We start from the raw sequence: 20,161 nt of genomic DNA, 5'->3' as shown, positions 1-20,161 counted from the left end.
CCACCACAGAGCGGAGGACTCAGAGCATGGCCGGCGCGATGCGCAAGATGGCGGTCTACCTCGGCCTCGTGGAGGACGACGGTTACGACGGTCGGGGATTCGACCCCGACGACGATTTCGAGCCCGAGCCGGAGCCGGAGCGCGACCGTCGGCGGCACGAGCCGCCGCACCAGTCGCACCAGTCCCACCTGTCGGACCGGGACTTGGATCGGGACGAATCGGTACGAGTGGTACAGCCGCCGGCGCCGCGCGACCCGGCGCCACGCGCCGCTTCGCTTCCCGCTGAATCGGGACGTCCGGCACGAATCGCCCCCGTGGCATCTATCACACCCGAACGCCAGAGCCTGGAGAAGAACGCACCGGTGATCATGCCCAAGGTCGTGTCCGAGCGTGAGCCCTACCGCATCACCACACTTCACCCCCGGACCTACAACGAAGCCCGTACCATCGGGGAACACTTCCGCGAAGGCACCCCGGTGATCATGAACTTGACGGAGATGGACGACACGGACGCGAAGCGACTTGTCGACTTTGCAGCCGGTCTCGTCTTCGGCCTGCATGGCAGTATCGAGCGAGTGACGCAGAAGGTGTTCCTGTTGTCGCCTGCTAACGTCGATGTCACGGCGGAGGACAAGGCCCGCATCGCAGAGGGCGGGTTCTTCAACCAGAGCTGAGACGCAGGTGCAGTAGACAGCAGTCATCGGATCGACACGGCACGAACTCGACTGAGCACACAGACTCGACCGAGGACACTCGACTGAGAACAGGGGAGAGGGAAACGCGAACATGGGCGTGGTCCTGCAAGTGATCTATATCGCGCTGATGTGTTTCCTCATCGTGCTGATCTTCCGGCTGGTCATGGACTACGTCTTCCAGTTCGCCCGCTCATGGCAACCCGGCAAGGCGATGGTGGTCGTTCTGGAGGCCACCTACACTGTCACCGATCCACCGCTCAAGCTTCTGCGGCGGTTCATTCCGCCGCTGCGTCTCGGGGGCGTGGCGCTCGACCTGTCCTTCTTCGTGCTGATGATCATCGTCTACATCCTGATCACTGTCGTGACCAAGGTGTGAGCGCGATGTCGACTACGTTCTTGCCGAATGCCGACGACTACGTTGAGGTAAAGAGATGCCGCTGACCCCCGAGGACGTGCGGAACAAGCAGTTCACGACCGTCCGTCTCCGAGAAGGCTATGACGAGGACGAGGTCGATGCCTTCCTAGATGAGGTCGAGGCCGAGCTGACCCGCCTGCTCCGCGAGAACGAGGACCTGCGCGCCAAGCTGGCCGCGGCCACCCGTGCCGCCGCGCAGAACCAGCAGCAGGGCGGGATGCGCAAGGGCCCCGGCGGTCCTGGTGGCCCCGGCGGCCCCGGTGGACCCGAGGGTCCGCAGGACCAGCGCGGTCCCGGCGCCCCTGTGCCCGCCGCAATATCGGGTCCGCAGCCGGTGCCGCCGCAGCAGCAGCACCCGATGGGCGGCCCGCCGCAGCTTCCGGGCGGTGCGCCGCAGCTCCCCGCGGGACCCAGCGCGCACGGCCCGCAGGGCGGTCCGCAGGGTCAGGGGCAGATGGGTCAGGGTCAGATGGGGCAGGGCCAGATGGGCCAGGGCCCCATGGGGCAGGGTCCGGGTCCGATGGGCCAGGGTCCGATGGGTGGCCCGATGGGCGGTCCCATGGGCGGCCACGGTCCGCAGATGCCGCAGCCCGGTCAGGGCCCCGGCGGCGACAGCGCCGCCCGTGTGCTCTCCCTCGCCCAGCAGACCGCCGACCAGGCGATCGCGGAGGCCCGTTCCGAGGCCAACAAGATCGTCGGCGAGGCCCGTTCGCGTGCCGAGGGCCTGGAGCGGGACGCCCGTGCCAAGGCCGACGCCCTGGAGCGGGACGCGCAGGAGAAGCACCGTGTCGCGATGGGCTCCCTGGAGTCCGCCCGCGCCACCCTGGAGCGCAAGGTCGAGGACCTGCGCGGCTTCGAGCGCGAGTACCGCACCCGTCTGAAGTCCTACCTGGAGTCGCAGCTGCGTCAGCTGGAGACGCAGGCCGACGACTCGCTGGCGCCGCCGCGGACCCCGGCGACCGCTTCGCTGCCGCCGTCCCCGGCGCCTTCGATGGCCTCGGCCGGCGCGGGTGCCCCGTCCTACGGCAGCAACCAGTCCATGGGGGGCACCCAGTCCCCGGGCGGGCCGTCCTACGGCGGGCAGCAGCAGATGTCGCCCGCCATGACGCAGCCGATGGCGCCGGTGCGGCCGCAGGGGCCCCAGCCCATGCAGCAGGCCCCGTCCCCGATGCGTGGGTTCCTCATCGATGAGGACGACAACTGACGGGCCTCGCGCCCTAGGCGTCGGCAAGTTCGTACAGGGCGGAGCCCCCGGAGTTTCCGGGGGCTCCGCCCTTTTGCGCGCGCGGATACCGGGGTAAGGCGAAGGCCCGGCTCCGTCGCCTGAGCTGCGGGGCCGGGCCTTCGGTGGTGCCGCTACGCCTTGCGGAGGCGGAAGGTGAGGTTCAGGGAGTCGTCCTCGAACGGCTCGCCGTAGGTGTCGTCCGCCTCGCCGGAGGCGAAGTCCGTGGCGAGGACCTCGTCGGCGATGAGGGCGGCGTGGTCGGTGAGGGCCGTGGCCGTGGCCTCGTCGGGGGAGTGCCAGCGCAGGGCGATGCGGTCCGCGACGTCCAGGCCGCTGTTCTTGCGGGCCTCCTGGATCAGACGGATCGCGTCCCTGGCCAGGCCCGCGCGCCGCAGCTCGTCCGTGAGCTCCAGGTCGAGGGCGACCGTGGCGCCGGAGTCGGACGCCACCGACCAGCCCTCGCGCGGGGTCTCCGTGATGATGACCTCGTCCGGGGCGAGGCTCACCCGCTCGCCGTCGACCTCCACCGACGCCGTGCCCGCGCGCAGGGCGAGGGACAGGGCGGCCGCGTCGGCGTCGGCGACGGCCTTGGCGACCGCCTGGACGCCCTTGCCGAAGCGCTTGCCCAGGGCACGGAAGTTGGCCTTGGCGGTGGTGTCGACCAGGGAGCCGCCGACGTCGGAGAGCGACGCCAGGGAGGAGACGTTCAGCTCCTCGGTGATCTGGGTGTGCAGCTCCGGGTTGAGGGACTCGAAGCCCGACGCCGCGATCAGCGCGCGGGACAGCGGCTGCCGGGTCTTGACGCCCGACTCCGCGCGCGTGGCCCGGCCGAGCTCGACCAGGCGGCGCACGAGGACGATCTGCTTCGACAGGTCCGGGTCGATCGCCGACAGGTCCGCCTCCGGCCAGGAGGACAGGTGCACCGACTCCGGGGCGTCCGGCGTGACCGGCACGACCAGGTCCTGCCAGACGCGCTCCGCGATGAACGGCGTCAGCGGGGCGAGCAGGCGCGTGACCGTCTCGACGACCTCGTGCAGCGTGCGCAGCGCGGCCGCGTCGCCCTGCCAGAAGCGGCGCCGCGAGCGGCGGACGTACCAGTTGGAGAGGTTGTCCACGAAGGTGGAGAGCAGCTTGCCCGCGCGCTGGGTGTCGTAGGCGTCCAGGGCCTGCGTCACCTGGTCGGTGAGGGCGTGCAGCTCGCTGAGCAGCCAGCGGTCCAGGAGCGGGCGGTCGGCGGGGGCCGGATCGCTGTCCGAGGGTGCCCACTTCGACGTACGGGCGTACAGCGCCTGGAAGGCGACCGTGTTCCAGTACGTCAGGAGGGTCTTGCGGACGACTTCCTGGATGGTGCCGTGGCCCACGCGGCGGGCCGCCCAGGGGGAGCCGCCCGCCGCCATGAACCAGCGGACGGCGTCGGCGCCGTGCTGGTCCATGAGCGGGATCGGCTCCAGGGTGTTGCCCAGGTGCTTGGACATCTTGCGGCCGTCCTCGGCGAGGATGTGGCCGAGGCAGACGACGTTCTCGTACGAGGACTTGTCGAAGACCAGGGTGCCGACGGCCATGAGCGTGTAGAACCAGCCGCGGGTCTGGTCGATGGCCTCGCTGATGAACTGCGCGGGGTAGCGGCTCTCGAACAGTTCCTTGTTCTTGTGCGGGTAGCCCCACTGCGCGAACGGCATCGAGCCCGAGTCGTACCAGGCGTCGATGACCTCGGGCACGCGCACCGCTTCGAGGGCGCAGTCCTCGTGGGTGCAGGGGAAGGTGACCTCGTCGATGAAGGGGCGGTGCGGGTCGAGCGCCGACTGGTCGGTGCCGGTCAGCTCGGTGAGCTCCGCGCGCGAGCCGACGCAGGTGAGATGGCCCTCCTCGCAGCGCCAGATGGGCAGCGGAGTGCCCCAGTAGCGGTTGCGGGACAGCGCCCAGTCGACGTTGTTGGTCAGCCAGTCGCCGAACCGGCCGTGCTTGACGGAGTCCGGGAACCAGTTGGTCTTCTCGTTCTCCTCCAGGAGCCGGTCCTTGACGGCCGTGGTGCGGATGTACCAGGAGGGCTGCGCGTAGTAGAGGAGCGCCGTGTGGCAGCGCCAGCAGTGCGGGTAGCTGTGCTCGTAGGCGATGTGCCGGAAGAGCAGGCCGCGGTCGTCCAGGTCCTTGGTGAGGCTCTCGTCGGCCTTCTTGAAGAAGACGCCGCCCACGAGCGGGACGTCCTCCTCGAAGGTGCCGTCCGGGCGGACCGGGTTCACCACCGGCAGGCCGTAGGAACGGCAGACCTTGAGGTCGTCCTCACCGAAGGCGGGGGACTGGTGGACGAGGCCGGTGCCGTCCTCCGTGGTGACGTAGTCCGCGTTGACGACGTAGTGCGCCTCGGCGGGGAAGGCGACGAGCTCGAAGGGGCGCTGGTACGTCCAGCGCTCCATCTCGGCGCCGGTGAAGCTCTGGCCCGTGGTCTCCCAGCCCTCGCCGAGCGCCTTCTCCACCAGGGGCTCCGCGACGACCAGCTTCTCCTTGCCGTCGGTCGCCACCACGTAGGTGACGTCCGGGTGGGCGGCGACCGCCGTGTTGGACACCAGCGTCCACGGGGTGGTCGTCCACACCAGGAGGGCGGCCTCACCCGCGAGGGGGCCGCCGGTCAGCGGGAAGCGGACGTAGACGGACGGGTCGACGACCGTCTCGTAGCCCTGCGCCAGCTCGTGGTCGGACAGGCCCGTGCCGCAGCGGGGGCACCAGGGGGCGACGCGGTGGTCCTGGACGAGCAGGTCCTTGTTGAAGATCTCCTTCAGGGACCACCAGACGGAGTCGACGTACTCCGGGTTCATCGTGCGGTACGCCTCGTCGAGGTCGACCCAGTAGCCCATGCGGGTCGTGAGGTCGGCGAAGGCGTCCGTGTGCCGGGTCACGGACTCGCGGCACTTGGCGTTGAACTCGGCGATGCCGTACGCCTCGATGTCCTTCTTGCCGTTGAAGCCGAGTTCCTTCTCGACGGCCAGCTCGACGGGCAGGCCGTGGCAGTCCCAGCCGGCCTTTCGGGCGACGTGATAGCCGCGCATGGTGCGGAAGCGCGGGAAGACGTCCTTGAAGACGCGGGCCTCGATGTGGTGTGCGCCGGGCATGCCGTTGGCCGTGGGCGGGCCCTCGTAGAACACCCACTCGGGGCGGCCCTCGGACTGCTCCAGGCTCTTGGCGAAGATCTTCTGCTCGCGCCAGAAGTCGAGCACGGCGTGCTCCAGGGCGGGCAGGTCGACCTGGGCCGGCACCTGGCGGTACTGCGGGGGCGGTGTCATGTTCGCGCTTCCTCCGGCGGACGTTCTTCCCTTCCGTCGGAGGGACGAGAGGCTGCGCTGCTGCGCTCCCGCGGTACCACCCTCCTTGGCCCTCCTGGCGCGGGCGGCGCCCTGGAAAGCCCCCTCATTGGGGTCGCGATGCCGGGTCTACTTGCCGGGTCCGCCCCTCTTCGGGGTCGGCCGCGGCGTTCTTCCGGCGGCTCCGGGGTGATCTTCGCGTCGCGCTCGCCCCCGGGCTCTCACCGTCCCCGGGTCGCTCCTGGCCGCGTACGCCGCTACTCGTCCCCATCCACGCTTCTCGCTCCGGCCAGTGTACGGCGCCGGGACGGGGTCGGCCGACCGGTTTTCGGCGGGGCCGGGCGGGGCGGGAGCGCGGGCCCGCCCTGACCCGAATGGCCAGACGCGCGCCGACGGGTCCGCGCACGCTCCCGTCGGCGGATTTACGGGGCGGGGAGCTGGGCACAACGCTTGCAGGCTCGTCGCGCGGCACCCGCGGGGCGGGCTCATCGGGCGGCGTGCCCCGTTGCCGCGGACGTGGAGTCGATTTATCGTCCCAGCACGATTCGCGTGCAAGATCACAATATGTGAAGGGGCCGCGGCCATGGTGGCGAAGAAGACCGCCGGACAGCAGTCGGCGTCGAACAGATCCACCGGTTCCTCGGCGGGGCCGAGAAGGGCTGCCTCCGGCACGGGGGCTGCCTCCGGCGCTTCGGCCGTGCCCGAGTCCGAGGGGGCGACCGCGGCCGCCGGGGCCCCCGCGAAGCGGCCTCCGGCCAAGAGGGCTTCTGCCGCGAAGAAGCGGCCTCCAGCCGAGAGGGCTTCTGCCGCGAAGGGGGGTGGTCCGGCGGAGAAGGCCACTGCCACGAAGGCGGCCGCCGCGCACACTGGCGCCACGAAGGCCGGAGCCAAGAAGACAGCCACTGCCAAGACAGCCACTGCCAAGGCAGGCACTACGAAGGCAGGCACTACGAAGGTGGCCGCCACGAAGGCCGGCGCTACGGAGACGGCCGCCACGGAGACGGCCGCCACGGAGACGGCGACCACTACGAAGGCGACCACTACGAAGACGGCTGCTACGAAGGCGACCACTACGAAGGCGGCCGCCAAGAAGTCGGGCACAGCGAAGTCGGCCAAGGCGGCAGTGACGGCCAAGAAGGCCGCTGCCAAGAAGAGCGCCGCCAAGGAGACTGCCGCCAAGGAGTCCGCACCCGGGAAGTCCGTGGCCACGAAGGCCGTGGCCGGGGAGGTGGAGGGCGGGGTGTCTGCGTCCAAGAAGGCGACGGGCGCCGCCAAGGGCCCCGGGGCCGGAAAGCGTACGGCCAGGAAGACGGCCGCGTCCGCGGCCGACGGTGCGGCTCAGGCCGCGGAGACGACGGGAGCCACGACGGTGGTTGCGAAGAAGACTCCGGGCACGGCGACGGCGGCGAAGAAGCCGGATGCGGTGCCCAAGGCGCGGGCCGCGGCGGCGGCACCCGGCGAGCTCGCGGTGCGGCCCGGCGAGGACCCGTGGACCCCGGCGGAGGTCGCCGAGGCACGGACCGAGCTGATGGCCGAGACCATGCGGCTGCGGACCGAGATCGAGGCGTCCGAGACGTCCCTCGCGGGCCTGATGCGGGACTCCGGGGACGGCGCGGGCGACGACCAGGCGGACACCGGCACCAAGAACATCACCCGGGAGCACGAGATGGCGCTCGCCGCCAACGCCCGGGAGATGCTGGAGCAGACGGAACGCGCCCTGGAGCGCCTCGACGCGGGCACCTACGGTCTCTGCGAGAACTGCGGCAACCCCATCGGCAAGGCGCGCATGCAGGCCTTCCCGCGCGCCACCCTGTGCGTCGAGTGCAAGCAGAAGCAGGAACGGCGCTACTGAGCGTGGCCTGGGCGCCGTGGACCGTACGTGTGTGCCGTACCCTCGTCCCCAGTCAGGTACCTAGGTCGAGGGACTCACGTGGCAGAGGCGGAGCGCATCATCGGTACGCCGGACATCCCTGAGGCGGCGGGAGCCGGACCGGAGCAGTCCGCTTCCGGCTCCACGGAGGAATCCGGCTCCACGGAGGAATCCGGCGCCACGGAAGAATCCGGCGCCACGGAAGAATCCGGCGCCACGGAAGAATCCGGCGCCACGGACGCCGCGCCGTCCAACGACGAGCGCCCCGAGGGCGAGCGCCCCAAGGGGCGGCGCAAGATCGCCGTGCTGTTCGGCGTGGCCCTGTTCGCCTACGGCCTGGACCTCATCAGCAAGATGATCGTGGTCGCCAAGCTGGAGCACCACGACTCGATCGAGGTGGTCGGCGACCTGCTGCGCTTCAACGCCATCCGCAACGCGGGCGCCGCGTTCGGCTTCGGTGAGGCGTACACGATCATCTTCACGGTGATCGCCGCGGCCGTGATCGTCGTGATCGCCAGGCTCGCCCGCAAGCTGTACAGCCTGCCCTGGGCGATCGCCCTCGGTCTGCTCCTCGGCGGCGCGCTCGGCAACCTCACCGACCGGATCTTCCGCTCGCCGGGCCTCTTCAAGGGCGCGGTGGTCGACTTCATCGCGCCGAAGAACTTCGCGGTGTTCAACCTCGCGGACTCCGCGATCGTCTGCGGCGGCATCCTGATCGTGCTGCTCTCCTTCCGCGGGCTCGACCCCGACGGCACCGTGCACAAGGACTGACACCCCTCCTGCATACTCGTGGGGTGAGCACGATTCCCGAGATCCGTACCCTGCCCGTACCGGACGGCCTGGAGGGCGAGCGCGTCGACGCCGCCATCTCGCGCATGTTCGGTTTCTCCCGCACGAAGGCCGCCGAGCTCGCGGCCGCAGGCAAGGTGCTGGTCGACGGCGCGGTGGCCGGCAAGTCCGAGCGCGTGCACGGCGGCGCCTGGCTGGAGGTGGAGATGCCGCAGGCGGCCCCGCCCGTACAGGTCGTCGCCGAGCCCGTCGAGGGCATGGAGATCGTGCACGACGACGAGGACATCGTCGTGATCGTCAAGCCCGTGGGCGTGGCCGCGCACCCGAGCCCCGGCTGGACCGGCACGACCGTGATCGGCGGTCTCGCCGCCGCCGGATACCGCATCTCGACCTCCGGCGCCGCGGAGCGCCAGGGCATCGTGCACCGCCTGGACGTCGGCACGTCCGGGCTGATGGTCGTCGCCAAGTCGGAGCGTGCGTACACGTCGCTGAAGCGCCAGTTCAAGGAGCGCACGGTCGACAAGCGCTACCACGCGCTCGTGCAGGGCCACCCCGACCCGATGAGCGGCACCATCGACGCCCCCATCGGCCGCCACCCCAACCACGACTACAAGTGGGCGGTCACGGCCGAGGGCAAGCCCTCCGTCACGCACTACGACCTGATCGAGGCCTTCCGCGCCGCCTCCCTGCTCGACATCAAGCTGGAGACGGGCCGCACCCACCAGATCCGCGTGCACATGTCGGCGCACCGGCACCCCTGCGTGGGCGACCTGACGTACGGCGCCGACCCCACGATCGCCAAGCGCCTCGGCCTCACCCGCCAGTGGCTGCACGCGATGCGGCTCGGCTTCGAGCACCCCGGCGACGGCCAGTGGGTGGAGTTCGGGAGCGACTACCCCGACGACCTCCAGCAGGCGCTCGACCGGGTCCGCGCGGAGAGCGCGTGACCGCCCCGGACGGCGTGGCCGCCGACGCCGGGGTGACCTGCCGGGTCGCGGCGGACCAGGGAGACCTGGACGCCTGCTTCGCCGTGCGCAAGGAGGTCTTCGTCGCCGAGCAGGGGGTGCCGGAGGACCTGGAGTACGACGAGTACGACGCGGGGGCCGTGCACGTGCTCGCCGTGCGGAGCGGCGACGGGACGCCCCTGGGCACGGGACGGCTGCTCACCGGCGCCGCGGCGGTCGTGAAGAACGGCGATCCGGACACCGGCGTCGGGGCGCTCGGGCGGCTCGCCGTGCTGCGTTCCGCGCGGGGTCTCGGCGCCGGGGCCGCGCTGGTGGGGGCCATAGAGGACGCCGCCCGGGAACGCGGGCTCACGGCTGTCGACCTGCACGCGCAGACGCATGCGTTGGGGTTCTACGAACGGCTCGGCTACGCGGCGTACGGAGCGGAGTTCCTGGACGCGGGCATTCCGCATCTGGCGATGCGCAAGGCGTTGCTGTAGTCGACGCGGAAAGCGTTGCCGTAGCTGTCGCGCAAGGCGCCGTGGTCGTGCGGCGTGATCGCGCGGGGTGCGTGGCAAGGTTGAGGGGCTGATCGTTTCCGTCTCCCACCGCCGGAGGGCACCCCGTGGATCAACTGGCACTGATGCTCGTGCTGTTGCTGGGGGCGCTGGTCACCGTACCGCTGGGGGACCGGGTCGGGCTGCCCGCGCCGGTGCTCATGACACTCATCGGGGGCGTCCTCGCCTTCGTGCCGTTCGTGCCGAACGTCGACGTGCCGCCCGACCTCATCCTGCCGCTCGTCCTGCCCCCGCTCCTGTACGCGGCCGTGCAGCGCACGTCCTGGCGGCAGTTCGCGGCCAACATCCGGCCGATCCTGCTGCTCGCGGTGGCGCTGGTGTTCGTGACCACCGCCGCCGTCGCGGCCGTCGCGAACGCCGTGGTGCCGGGCCTGCCGCTGGTCGCCGCCGTCGCCCTCGGCGCGCTCGTCGCCCCGCCGGACCCGGTGGCCGCGACCGCCGTCGCCGGGTCGCTCGGGCTGCCGCGCCGCCTGGTGTCGATCCTGGAGGGCGAGGGCCTCTTCAACGACGTGACCGCCATCGTGCTGTACCACGTGGCGATCGCCGCCGCCGTCAGCGGCGACTTCTCCTGGTCCGCCGCCGCGGGCCAGCTCGTGCTCTCGGCCGTCGTCGCCGTGGCCGTCGGCCTCGTGCTCGGCTGGCTCTCCAACAAGCTGATGGCCCTCCTCGACGACGCCACCCTTCAGACCGGCCTGACGCTCCTGGTGCCGTTCGTCGCCTACGTCCTCGCCGAGGAGCTGCTCGGCTCCGGCGTCCTCGCCGTGCTGACCACCGCGCTCTATCTCGCGGAGAACGCCACCGACGCCGACGACGTACTCGGCCGGATCACCGGACAGTCCTTCTGGGAGATCGTCGACACGCTCGTCACCGGCGTCGCCTTCGGGCTCATCGGGCTCGAACTGCACAACGTCTTCGGCACTGCCGACGGGCGCGAGTGGGAGATGGCCGGCTGGGGCGCCGCCGTCGTCGCGGTCGTCGTCGGCGTACGCCTGCTGTGGCTCCTGCCCGCCACCTGGCTTGCCAAGCGGCTGCACAAGCGCAGGGACTACGACGAGGAGATCCCGACCACCTGGCGCGAGACCGTCGTCATGTGGTGGTCGGGGATGCGCGGTGTGGCGTCGGTCGCACTGGCCCTCGCCATTCCGCTGGAGACGGACGCCGGGACTCCGTTCCCCGCCCGCGACGAGATCGTCTTCATCGCCTTCTGCGTGATCGTCGCGACGCTCGTCGCGCAGGGCCTCACGCTGCCGTGGCTGGTGAAGAGGCTCGGCGTGCGCGCGGACACCGACGCCGAGCGGGATCTCGAGCGCGCGCTCGCGGTGCGCGCCGCCAAGGCCGCCAAGGCCCGTCTGAAGGAGATCGAGGACGTCGAGGAGCTGCCCGAGGAGATCTCCGAGCGGCTGCTGCGCGGCGCCTTCGACATCGGCGCCCGGATCAGCCCGGACATCGTGGACGACGAGCGCCGCGAGCGGCACGTGAAGCGGGTCGACCGGCTGAAGGCCCTCCAGCGCATCCAGCGCGAGATGATGTCGGCCGCCCGCCACGAGGTCCTGTCCGCCCGCAGCGAACCCGGTTACGACCCGGAGATCGTGGACCGGGTGCTGCACCACCTCGACGTACGTAGCCTGCGGTGACACGGAGCGGCCGCCCCTTCCGGTGACAGGAGGGGCGGCCGCGGGTACCGGTGTCGTCAGCCGCGTCCCGTGCGCGGCACGTGCGGAGTCATCGGGCGCGGACGGTCCCCGTTCGGCGACTCCGCCGCCCAGGCCGTGTTGACCCGGGGCAGCGCGTACGGATGGTGCTCGGTCAGCCAGGCGACGAGCTGTTCGCGCACCGTCACCCGCACCGTCCATATGTCGTCGGCGTCCTTGGCGGTCACCAGGGCCCGCACCTGGACGGTGTTCGGCGTGGTGTCCGTGACGGCGAGACCCCAGTCGCGGCCGTCCCAGGCGGCGCAGTCGCGCAGGATGTCGTGCAGCTTCTCCCGCATGGCCGCCATCGGTGCCGTGTGGTCGAGCTGGAAGAAGACGGTGCCGGTCATCTGGGCGCCGCCGCGGGACCAGTTCTCGAACGGCTTCGACGTGAAGTACGACACGGGCATCGTGATCCGCCGCTCGTCCCACGTGCGCACCGTCAGGAACGTCAGGGTGATCTCGTCGACGACACCCCACTCGCCGTCGACCACCACCGTGTCGCCGATCCGCACCATGTCGCCGAAGGCGATCTGAAGCCCCGCGAAGAGGTTGCCGAGGGTGGACTGGGCGGCCACACCGGCGACGATGCCGAGGATGCCCGCCGAGGCGAGCAGCGAGGCCCCGGCCGCCTGCATGGCGGGGAAGGTCAGCAGCATCGCGGCGGCGGCGACCACACCGACGACGGCCGCGACCACGCGCTGGATCAGCGTGACCTGCGTACGGACGCGCCGGACCCGGGCCGGGTCGCGGTGCGCGTTGGCGTAGCGCGCGTACGAGGACTCCACCACGGCAGCGGAGATCCGCACGGCGAGCCAGGCCACCGAGCCGATCAGCACCAGCGTGAGCGCTCTGCCGAGGCCCACCGAGTGCTCTTCGGTGATCTTCGCTTGTTCGTACGAACCCCTCAGCAGGGCCGTGCACATGACCACTTGCAGCGGCAGCCGGCAGCGCCGCAGCAGCCCCCACAGGGGCTGGTGCGGCTGTCGGGCGTCGGCACGGCGCAGCACCCAGTCGGCCAGCCAGCCGACCGCAAGCGTGAGCACGACCGAGCCGCCGATCACGATCAACGGACGCAGTACGTTCTCCATGCCTCCGAGGGTAGGTGCACCCGCCCACTGCTCCAGTAGGCAGGTGGCACGATGGTTCCATGAACATCGTGCTTTTCCATTCGACGTACGGGCTGCGGCCCGCGGTGCGGGCGGCGGCCGACCGGCTGCGCGAGGCGGGCCACGAGGTGTGGACGCCCGACCTCTTCGAGGGCCGCACCTTCGGGACCGTCGAGGAAGGGCTGGCCTTCAAGGAGGAGCTGGGCAAGGACGAGCTCCTGAAGCGCGCGGTGCTCGCCGCCGCGCCCCTCTCCGAGCGGGGCGTGGTCTACGCGGGCTTCTCGCTCGGGGCCTCCATCGGACAGACCCTCGCCCTCGGTGACGACAAGGCGCGCGGCCTGCTCCTGCTGCACGGCACCTCGGACATCGCCGAGAACGCGTCCGTGGACGAGCTGCCGGTGCAGCTGCACGTCGCCGAGCCGGACCCGTTCGAGACGGACGACTGGCTCAACGCCTGGTACCTGCGGATGGGCCGCGCCGGGGCCGACGTGGAGGTCTACCGCTATCCGGGCGCCGGTCACCTGTACACCGACCCGGACCTGGACGACTACGACGCCGAGGCGGCGGAGGCGACGTGGCGCACGGCACTGGGGTTCCTGGACAGCCTGTGACCTGCGCGCCTCCCGCGCGGCGGCGGCCGCTCAGGGGCGCGTGCAGCGGCCCACCGGGCTGCTCGCGGGCGGCTTGCACTGAAGCGGCAGGTCCGCGCCGCTGTCGCTGAGATAGCGCCCCAGGCACGCCCTGTCCGTGGTGCGGCCGCGTTCCGCGCAGAACCGCAGCGCCGCCCCGCCGTCGGCGAAGGGGCCCGGCGCGTAGAACACCCAGAAGCCCGGACGCAGCGAGGCGTAGTCGTCGCTGTGCAGGTACCGGGCCTCCGGCACCGCCCTGCGCAGGGCGGCCAGCTTGCGGTCGCGGGTGGCGGCGGACGAGCTGTCCGGTTCGGAGTGCAGTTGCGCGATCCAGCGCCCGGACGGGGGCGGCGCCGACGAGGCGGGTTCCGAGCCGGGCGGTGACTCGGCCGGTGACCCGGCGGGCGGGCCGGTCGTGGCGGAGGGCGGCGGTGCGGGCGCCGGTGCGGACGGCGTGCGGGTTGCGCCGGCGGGCGGCCCGGCAGAATCCGGCGTACGGGACGTTCCGGCCCCGGCACCGCTCGTACGGGCGCCGCCGTCTCCGGCGCCGTCGCTCCCGCTGTCACGCAGCGCCAGGGCGAGGGCCATCCCCGCCACGAGGGCGACGGCCACCGCCACCGCGGCCACGATCACCGGTGTGCGCCGCCGGGCGTCACCGGCGGGGAACGGGCCGGAGGCGGCGGGAGTGGCGGCAGTGGTGGGTAGACCCGGTGCGGGGCCGGGTGGGGGCGCGGGAGGCGGCACCGGGTCCGGCGGAGTCGCGGGAGCAGGGGGTGCGGCGGGCCGCGGTGCCGTCTCGGTGGGCTGGTACGACACGCCCTCCGCGACCGCGGCGAGCAGCTCGTCGAGGCGGTCCGCCGTGGGCCGCAGCGCCGGGTCCCGTACGAGGAGCGCCGCGAGGACCGGCGCCAGCGGACCCGAGCGCACCGGTGGCGGCACCGGCTCCTCCAGGACCGCGGCCAGCGTGGCCAGGGTGGAGGTCCTGCGCAGCGGACTCTCGCCCTCCACGGCCACGTACAGGACCAGGCCGAGGGACCACAGGTCGGCCTCCGGGCCCTCGCCGGTGCCCCGGACGCGCTCGGGAGCCATGTACTCCGGCGAGCCGATCAGGTCGCCGGTGGCCGTGAGCCGTGTGGAGCCCCGCAGCGCGGCGATGCCGAAGTCGGTGAGCACGACGGGCGGAACGCCGTCCGGCCGGCCGGGGGAGGGGGCGCGCAGCAGGACGTTGGCGGGTTTGAGGTCGCGGTGCAGGATGCCCGCCGCGTGGGCGACACGCAGGGCCGAGAGCAGTTCGCGTCCCATGCGCGCCGCCTCCCGGGGCGGCAGTGTGCGCTCTTCGAGGAGGTCCTGGAGGGTGCGTCCGGGCAGCAGCTCCATCACGAGCCACGGATGCGGCTCGACGTCGACGATGTGGTGGATCGTCACGACGTGCGGGTGGTTGAGCCGGGCCAGGGCCCTGGCCTCGCGCAGGACGCGCTCCCGCAGTACGCGGGAGGTCTCCTGCCCCTGCGGCTCCCCGGAGGCGTCACCGCCCGGTTCCGGGCCCGGGGGCAGTACCTCCTTCAGCGCCACCTCGCGGTGGAGCACGGTGTCGCGCGCCCGCCACACCGTGCCCATGCCGCCGCTGCCGAGCCGCTCCAGCAACTCGAAGCGCCCGTCGACCATGTCCCCCCGGCCACTCATGGGCGCCAGGGTAGGGGCTAACGCACCGGCGCGTGCACCCGCTCGACCTTCTGCGTCCCGCTCACGGTGCGGTACGAACGAGCCCACGACGACGTCGCGTGCGGGTCGGTGCGGTCGGAGAGGACGTAGTAGTCCATCTGGGACCGCTCTTCGGTCACGTCCAGGACGCCGTACCCGTGCGAGTCCATGTCCAGGTACTTCACATGGCGGTTGGCGGCCTTGACCGCGGCGACGCCGACGAGCGACAGCGTGTGCGGCGCGACGTTCAGGAAGTCGTCGACGTTGTCGGAGGTCACGGACGTGACGACGAACTCCGTGGCCGCGGACGGCGAGCCCGGGTAGGTGGCGGCGGTCACCGGCACGTCGTTGGCCCACGCCATGTGGATGTCACCGGTCAAAAAGACCGTGTTCCGGACGGCCTTGTCGCGCAGGTGCCCGATCAGCTCCTTGCGGTCGTGGGTGTAGCCGTCCCACTGGTCGGTGTTGACGGCGAGACCGCCCTCGGGCAGGCCGAGCAGCTTCGCGAGCGGCTTCAGCAGGTACGCGGGCAGCGACCCGAAGGCGACCGGCGAGATCATCACCGAGGTGCCGACGAGCTGCCAGGTGGCGTTCGAGGCGGTCAGGCCGGACTTCAGCCAGTCGAGCTGGGCGCGGCCGGTGATCGTCCGCGTGGGGGAGTCGACGTCGCCGCTGCCGACGCCCGCCTGCTGCGAGCGGAAGGAGCGCAGGTCGAGCAGGTGCAGATCGGCGAGCCTGCCGAAGCGCAGCCGGCGGTAGACGGTGCCCTCGGTGGCCGGGCGCACCGGCATCCACTCGAAGTAGGCCTGCTTGGCGGCGGCCACGCGCGCGGCCCAGGGGCCCTCGGTGGCCGGGGTGTGGTTCTCCGCGCCGCCCGACCAGGCGTCGTTGGCGACCTCGTGGTCGTCCCAGATCGCGATCACCGGGTGCGTGCCGTGCATCGCCTGTGCGTCGGGGTCGCTCTTGTGGGCGCCGTGCCGGGTGCGGTAGTCGGCGAGGGTGAGGATCTCGTGCCGGGGCCGGTGCTCGCGCACGACGTCGCCGGACGAGGCGAAGCCACCGGACGCGTACTCGTAGAGATAGTCGCCGAGGTGCAGGACCGCGTCGAGTTCGGTGCGCGCGGCCAGGTGGCGGTAGGCGGAGAAGTACCCGGCCTCCCAGTTGGAGCAGGACACGACCCCGAAGCGGATTCCGGCCGCCGAGGCCTCGTGGGCGGGTGCGGTGCGGGTGCGGCCCACGGGGGAGCGGACCGGCGACCCGCCCTCGCCGCCTTCGTTGCCACTGCTGCCACCGCTGCCACCGTTGCTCACTGAGAAGCGGTAGTAATAGGTGCTCGCCTGGCGCAGGCCCCTTACATCGGCCTTGACCGTGTGGTCGCCCGCGGCCTTCGCCGTGATCGTGCCGCTGCGGACGACCCGCGTGAAGTCCTTGTCCTCGGCCACTTCCCAGCGCACCTCGGTGTCCGGGCCCTTCCCGGACCCCGGGGACGCCTCGGGCACCGGTGTGACGCGCGTCCACAGCAGGACGCCGTCGGGCAGCGGGTCACCGGAGGCGACGCCGTGCAGGAAGGCGGGACCGTCGGCGGCACGGGCGGCCGGGATCGCCGCGAGCGGGGCGGCGAGGGCGGCGCCCGCGGCCGCGGCCTTGACGACGGTGCGGCGGCTCGGTGCGCGGGAGGCGTCCGGGGATCTCTCGGAAACCTCGGCGGACGCGGCGGCGTTGTTGTCTATTCGACTGGTCACAGGGCGGACCCTACGGACCGGTAACGGCGAAGAGCGGGCGACTGCCAAAAGTTCGCCCGCTCTTCCGCAACGCGCCTACTGCGCCTGCGTGATAACCCCCGGATCAGGCCTCGCCACTCCCGGCGCGGGCCTGGTGGCCCCGAGGATCAGGCCTTCAGCTGCTCACCGACGGCCTTGTCGAACTCCTGGACCGACATCGGCGCGTTCTTGCCGTCGGCGCCCTTGAGCTGCTTGCCGTTCATGACGAAGGCGGGGGTCCCCTCGACGCCGTCCTTGTTGTCGTCGAAGGTCTTGGACATCTCCAGGGCCCACCGGTCGTACGTGCCGTCCTCGACCGCCTTCTTGAAGGCCGCGCTCTTCTTGAGCTCGGGCACCTCGTTGGCGATCTTCAGCAGCAGGTCGTCGTCCTTGAACTTGTCCTCCTGCTCGTTCGGGTGGTTGTCGGCCGAGTACAGCGCCTTCTTGTAGGCGAGGAAGGCGTCCGGGGACACGTTCAGGGCGGCACCGAGGGCGCTCATCGCGTTGCGGGAGCCCTCACCGGGGAGGTTCCGGTCGAGGAAGGTGGCGCCGATGAACTGGACCTTGTACTTGCCCTCCTTGAGGTCCTTCTCGACCGTCGGGCCGACGGCCTGCTCGAAGCTGGCGCAGACGGGGCAGCGCGGGTCCTCGTAGACCTTCAGGGTCTTCTTGGCGCTCGCCTTGCCGACGACGACGGTCGTGCCGTTCTCACCGGTGGTGTTGGCAGGCTTGACCAGCTTCTTGTCCTTGGCCTCGTCCCAGTACCCGGGCTTGTTGTTCTGCACGACGGCGTACGAGACGCCGCCCGCGATGGCGAGGACACCGAGGATGGAGGCGCCGACGAGGATCGACCGCTTGCGCTTCTCGCGCCGGCGCTCCGCCTCCTGCTGGGCGCGGATCCGCTCGCGGGCCGCCTGCTTCGATGCCTGGCTGTTGCGCTTGCTCATGATTCTTCTCCGTGGTGGGGCTGCTGGATACGGCTGTGCTCAGGCGAATGCGGCCGAGCACGGCGGTCCACGCCGTCCCACGCTGTGCACGAGCAGTCTGCTGCGGACGACCGGCGTCCGGCGCACGGGGCGCGGCAGGCGGCGCGCGGGCTCGCTGCGCGGGGTCACCGCGGCGACCACGACGATCAGTGGCCGGAACGTCGCCGCTGCGGCGGCGCGCAGCAGCCTGGCGACGGCGCGTTCACCGCGCCCGAGCCAGGAGGCGGCGAGCAGCCCGGTCGCGATGTGCGCGGCGAGCAGAAGCCAGGCCGCGGCGGGGTCGGCGTCGGCGAGCAGCGCGGTGGCGCCGTGGCTCTCGCCGCCGCCCGCCATCCGGGCCAGCGGCGTGCCGACGCTGCCGCCGCCGCACAGCACGTCGAAGCCCACGGAGCGCAGGGGCCCGGCGACCGGGCCGCCCGCCTGGCCGTAGCAGACGTGCTGGCCCGCCGTGAACACCGTGTCAGCGGCGAGTTCCAGCGGGATCAGCAGGGCGGCGATCGCGCCGAAGCCCCGCTCGCGCCCCGCGAGGGCGTACGCGATGAGGAACACGGCGGTGGTCACCGCGGCGAACGAGGTGAGCGGCAGCGGGGCGCGGGACAGCAGCACGTGCGACGCGGCGGAGAGCGTCACGACCAGGGCCGTGAACACCGCCGCACGCGCCACTCTGAGCTGGGTCCCGGATATGTCCATCGCGCAAGCGAGTGTGCCACGTGTCGTCGTAAGAGACCCCTAAAGGGTCGCTGTGAAAGTCCCCGTGGACGTTCCCGCGGCACCGGCGAACGGCGACATCCGGCCTACAGGCCCGGGATGCGGCCGTTGCGGAAGAGGTCGACGAAGATCTGGTGGTCCGCGCGGGCCCGTGCGCCGTAGCTGTGCGCGAAGTCCACCAGGAGGTCGGCGAAGCCGGTCTCGTCGGCGGCGATCGCGGCGTCGATGGCGCGCTCCGTGGAGAACGGCACCAGGTCGGAGTGGCCGCTCTCGTCGTCCGCCGCGGCGTGCATCGTCGCCGTGGCCCGGCCCAGGTCGGCCACCACCGCGGAGATCTCCTCCACGTCGTCGATGTCCGACCAGTCCAGGTCCACCGCGTACGGCGAGACCTCGGCGACGAGCTGGCCGGTGCCGTTCAGCTCGGTCCAGCCGAGCCAGGGGTCGGCGTGCGCTTGCAGGGCCCGCTGCGAGATGACCGTGCGGTGGCCCTCGTGCTGGAAGTAGTCGCGGATGGCGGGGTCCGTGATGTGCCGGGAGACGGCCGGGGTCTGGGCCTGCTTGAGGTAGATCACGACGTCGTTCTCCAGGGCGTCGCTGTTGCCCTCGAGCAGGATGTTGTACGACGGCAGGCCCGCCGAGCCGATGCCGATGCCGCGGCGGCCCACGACGTCCTTCACGCGGTAGGAGTCGGGGCGGGCGAGGGAGGATTCGGGGAGGGTCTCCAGATAGCCGTCGAAGGCGGCGAGGACCTTGTACCGGGTGGCGGCGTCCAGCTCGATGGAGCCGCCGCCGGGCGCGAAGCGGCGCTCGAAGTCGCGGATCTCCGTCATCGAGTCCAGGAGCTCGAAGCGGGTCAGGGAGCGGGCCGCGCGCAGGGCGTCCAGGAGCGGGCCCTGGGCCGTGTCGAGCGTGAAGGGCGGCACCTCGTCGCTCTTGGCGCCCGTCGCCAGGTCGTGGACGCGCTCGCGGTAGGCCGCCGCGTACGTGCGCACGAGGTCCGTGATCTGCTCGTCGCTGAGCGCCTTGGTGTACCCGATCAGGGCCAGGGAGGCCGCGAGGCGCTTCAGGTCCCAGGTGAAGGGGCCCACGTACGCCTCGTCGAAGTCGTTGACGTTGAAGATCAGGCGGCCCTGGGAGTCCATGTACGTGCCGAAGTTCTCGGCGTGCAGGTCGCCGTGGATCCACACCCGGCCCGTGCGGTCGTCCACGTAGGGGCCGCCGTGCTTCCCGCCGTCCGCGTGCTCGCCCTCCAGGTCGTGGTAGAAGAGGCACGCCGTGCCGCGGTAGAAGGCGAAGGCGGAGGCCGCCATCTTCCGGAACTTCACCCGGAACGCGGCGGGGTCGGCGGCGAGCAGCTCGCCGAACGCGGTGCCGAAGACGGCGAGGATCTCCTCGCCGCGCTGGTCGGCGGGGGGCTGCGGGACCGACATCGGGGGGTGCCTCCTGGTGCACGACATGGGGGACGGCTCTCCGCCCTCTCCATCCAACGGACGACCGTACTCCCGAGTGCCCGGCCGCGTACTCCCGAGTGCCCGGACGGTGTCAGTGAGCCGGACTAGACTTCCACGCTGTCCACCCCAGCCGCCCGCAGAGTCCCACCCGGAGGCCCAAGCCGTGTCGAAGCCGCCCTTCACGCACCTGCACGTCCACACCCAGTACTCGCTCCTGGACGGTGCCGCGCGGCTGAAGGACATGTTCAAGGCGTGCAATGAGATGGGCATGACGCATATCGCGATGTCCGATCACGGCAATCTGCACGGGGCGT

Annotated in this window: 17 protein-coding genes; 10 read left to right on the top strand and 7 right to left on the bottom strand. The window is 71.6% G+C overall.

Going from position 1 to position 20,161, the window contains the following annotated elements; genetic code table 11:
• Nucleotides 1–26 precede the first annotated feature (26 nt).
• From GPA10_RS30795 to GPA10_RS30785, 3 genes are all read left to right on the top strand, one after another.
• A complete protein-coding gene (locus tag GPA10_RS30795; RefSeq protein WP_030564394.1) occupies nt 27–674 on the top strand; it encodes a cell division protein SepF in 648 nt (215 codons plus the stop codon).
• Nucleotides 675–786: 112 nt separating this feature from the next.
• A complete protein-coding gene (locus GPA10_RS30790) occupies nt 787–1,071 on the top strand; it encodes a YggT family protein (RefSeq protein ID WP_058851707.1) in 285 nt (94 codons plus the stop codon).
• Nucleotides 1,072–1,126: 55 nt separating this feature from the next.
• Nucleotides 1,127–2,314 carry a DivIVA domain-containing protein gene (locus tag GPA10_RS30785; RefSeq protein ID WP_079086963.1) on the top strand — a complete coding sequence of 396 codons (1,188 nt, stop codon included), beginning with the start codon at nt 1,127–1,129 and terminating at the stop codon, nt 2,312–2,314.
• Nucleotides 2,315–2,466: 152 nt separating this feature from the next.
• On the opposite strand, the gene ileS is transcribed toward GPA10_RS30785, so the two are convergent.
• On the bottom strand, nt 2,467–5,613 hold the full coding sequence (gene ileS, locus GPA10_RS30780; protein ID WP_157168348.1) for an isoleucine--tRNA ligase: 3,147 nt from the start codon (nt 5,611–5,613) through the stop codon (nt 2,467–2,469).
• A 973-nt stretch (nt 5,614–6,586) separates the two neighbouring features.
• On the opposite strand from ileS, the gene GPA10_RS30770 reads away from it, so the two are divergent.
• From GPA10_RS30770 to GPA10_RS30750, 5 genes are all read left to right on the top strand, one after another.
• A complete protein-coding gene (locus tag GPA10_RS30770) occupies nt 6,587–7,483 on the top strand; it encodes a TraR/DksA family transcriptional regulator (RefSeq protein ID WP_425505842.1) in 897 nt (298 codons plus the stop codon).
• Between the two features lie 78 nt (nt 7,484–7,561).
• The gene (lspA, locus tag GPA10_RS30765) at nt 7,562–8,272 is read left to right on the top strand and encodes a signal peptidase II (RefSeq protein WP_343041506.1); all 711 of its coding nucleotides are present in this window, start codon (nt 7,562–7,564) and stop codon (nt 8,270–8,272) included.
• 23 nt (nt 8,273–8,295) lie between these two features.
• Nucleotides 8,296–9,237, top strand: coding sequence for an RluA family pseudouridine synthase (locus GPA10_RS30760; protein ID WP_343041505.1), 942 nt, complete (start codon nt 8,296–8,298; stop codon nt 9,235–9,237).
• Nucleotides 9,234–9,734 (top strand): GNAT family N-acetyltransferase, encoded by a 501-nt coding sequence (locus GPA10_RS30755; RefSeq protein ID WP_425505841.1) that lies wholly within the window; start codon nt 9,234–9,236, stop codon nt 9,732–9,734. The genes GPA10_RS30760 and GPA10_RS30755 overlap by 4 nt, the downstream gene beginning before the upstream one ends.
• A gap of 143 nt (nt 9,735–9,877) precedes the next feature.
• Nucleotides 9,878–11,446, top strand: a complete 1,569-nt coding sequence (locus tag GPA10_RS30750) for a Na+/H+ antiporter (protein WP_157168420.1) — start codon at nt 9,878–9,880, stop codon at nt 11,444–11,446.
• Between the two features lie 56 nt (nt 11,447–11,502).
• Here the strand turns inward: GPA10_RS30750 and GPA10_RS30745 are convergent, their stop codons facing one another.
• Nucleotides 11,503–12,594 carry a mechanosensitive ion channel family protein gene (locus GPA10_RS30745; protein ID WP_058851701.1) on the bottom strand — a complete coding sequence of 364 codons (1,092 nt, stop codon included), beginning with the start codon at nt 12,592–12,594 and terminating at the stop codon, nt 11,503–11,505.
• Nucleotides 12,595–12,653: 59 nt separating this feature from the next.
• Between GPA10_RS30745 and GPA10_RS30740 the strand changes: the two genes are divergently transcribed.
• Nucleotides 12,654–13,223 carry a dienelactone hydrolase family protein gene (locus GPA10_RS30740; protein ID WP_058851700.1) on the top strand — a complete coding sequence of 190 codons (570 nt, stop codon included), beginning with the start codon at nt 12,654–12,656 and terminating at the stop codon, nt 13,221–13,223.
• A 30-nt stretch (nt 13,224–13,253) separates the two neighbouring features.
• On the opposite strand, the gene GPA10_RS30735 is transcribed toward GPA10_RS30740, so the two are convergent.
• The 5 genes from GPA10_RS30735 to GPA10_RS30715 form a co-directional block, all read right to left on the bottom strand.
• On the bottom strand, nt 13,254–14,924 hold the full coding sequence (locus GPA10_RS30735) for a serine/threonine-protein kinase (protein WP_157168346.1): 1,671 nt from the start codon (nt 14,922–14,924) through the stop codon (nt 13,254–13,256).
• A gap of 17 nt (nt 14,925–14,941) precedes the next feature.
• Nucleotides 14,942–16,684: an alkaline phosphatase D family protein gene (locus GPA10_RS30730; protein ID WP_425505840.1), complete on the bottom strand. Its 1,743-nt coding sequence runs from the start codon at nt 16,682–16,684 to the stop codon at nt 14,942–14,944.
• Between the two features lie 146 nt (nt 16,685–16,830).
• The gene (locus tag GPA10_RS30725) at nt 16,831–17,649 is read right to left on the bottom strand and encodes a thioredoxin domain-containing protein (protein ID WP_058851698.1); all 819 of its coding nucleotides are present in this window, start codon (nt 17,647–17,649) and stop codon (nt 16,831–16,833) included.
• 39 nt (nt 17,650–17,688) lie between these two features.
• Nucleotides 17,689–18,378 (bottom strand): hypothetical protein, encoded by a 690-nt coding sequence (locus tag GPA10_RS30720; protein WP_157168344.1) that lies wholly within the window; start codon nt 18,376–18,378, stop codon nt 17,689–17,691.
• Nucleotides 18,379–18,482: 104 nt separating this feature from the next.
• Entirely contained in the window at nt 18,483–19,826 is a 1,344-nt protein-coding gene (locus GPA10_RS30715; protein WP_058851696.1) for a DUF2252 domain-containing protein, read from the bottom strand.
• Nucleotides 19,827–20,010: 184 nt separating this feature from the next.
• Between GPA10_RS30715 and GPA10_RS44155 the strand changes: the two genes are divergently transcribed.
• Nucleotides 20,011–20,161 (top strand): PHP domain-containing protein (locus GPA10_RS44155; RefSeq protein ID WP_198351751.1); only part of this gene is annotated, 151 nt, incomplete at its 3' end.

Source organism: Streptomyces typhae (assembly GCF_009755605.1).
Classification (GTDB): domain Bacteria; phylum Actinomycetota; class Actinomycetes; order Streptomycetales; family Streptomycetaceae; genus Streptomyces; species Streptomyces typhae.
The sequence above is the reverse complement of the archived record's forward strand: the minus strand, read 5'-3'. Positions and strand labels throughout refer to the sequence as shown.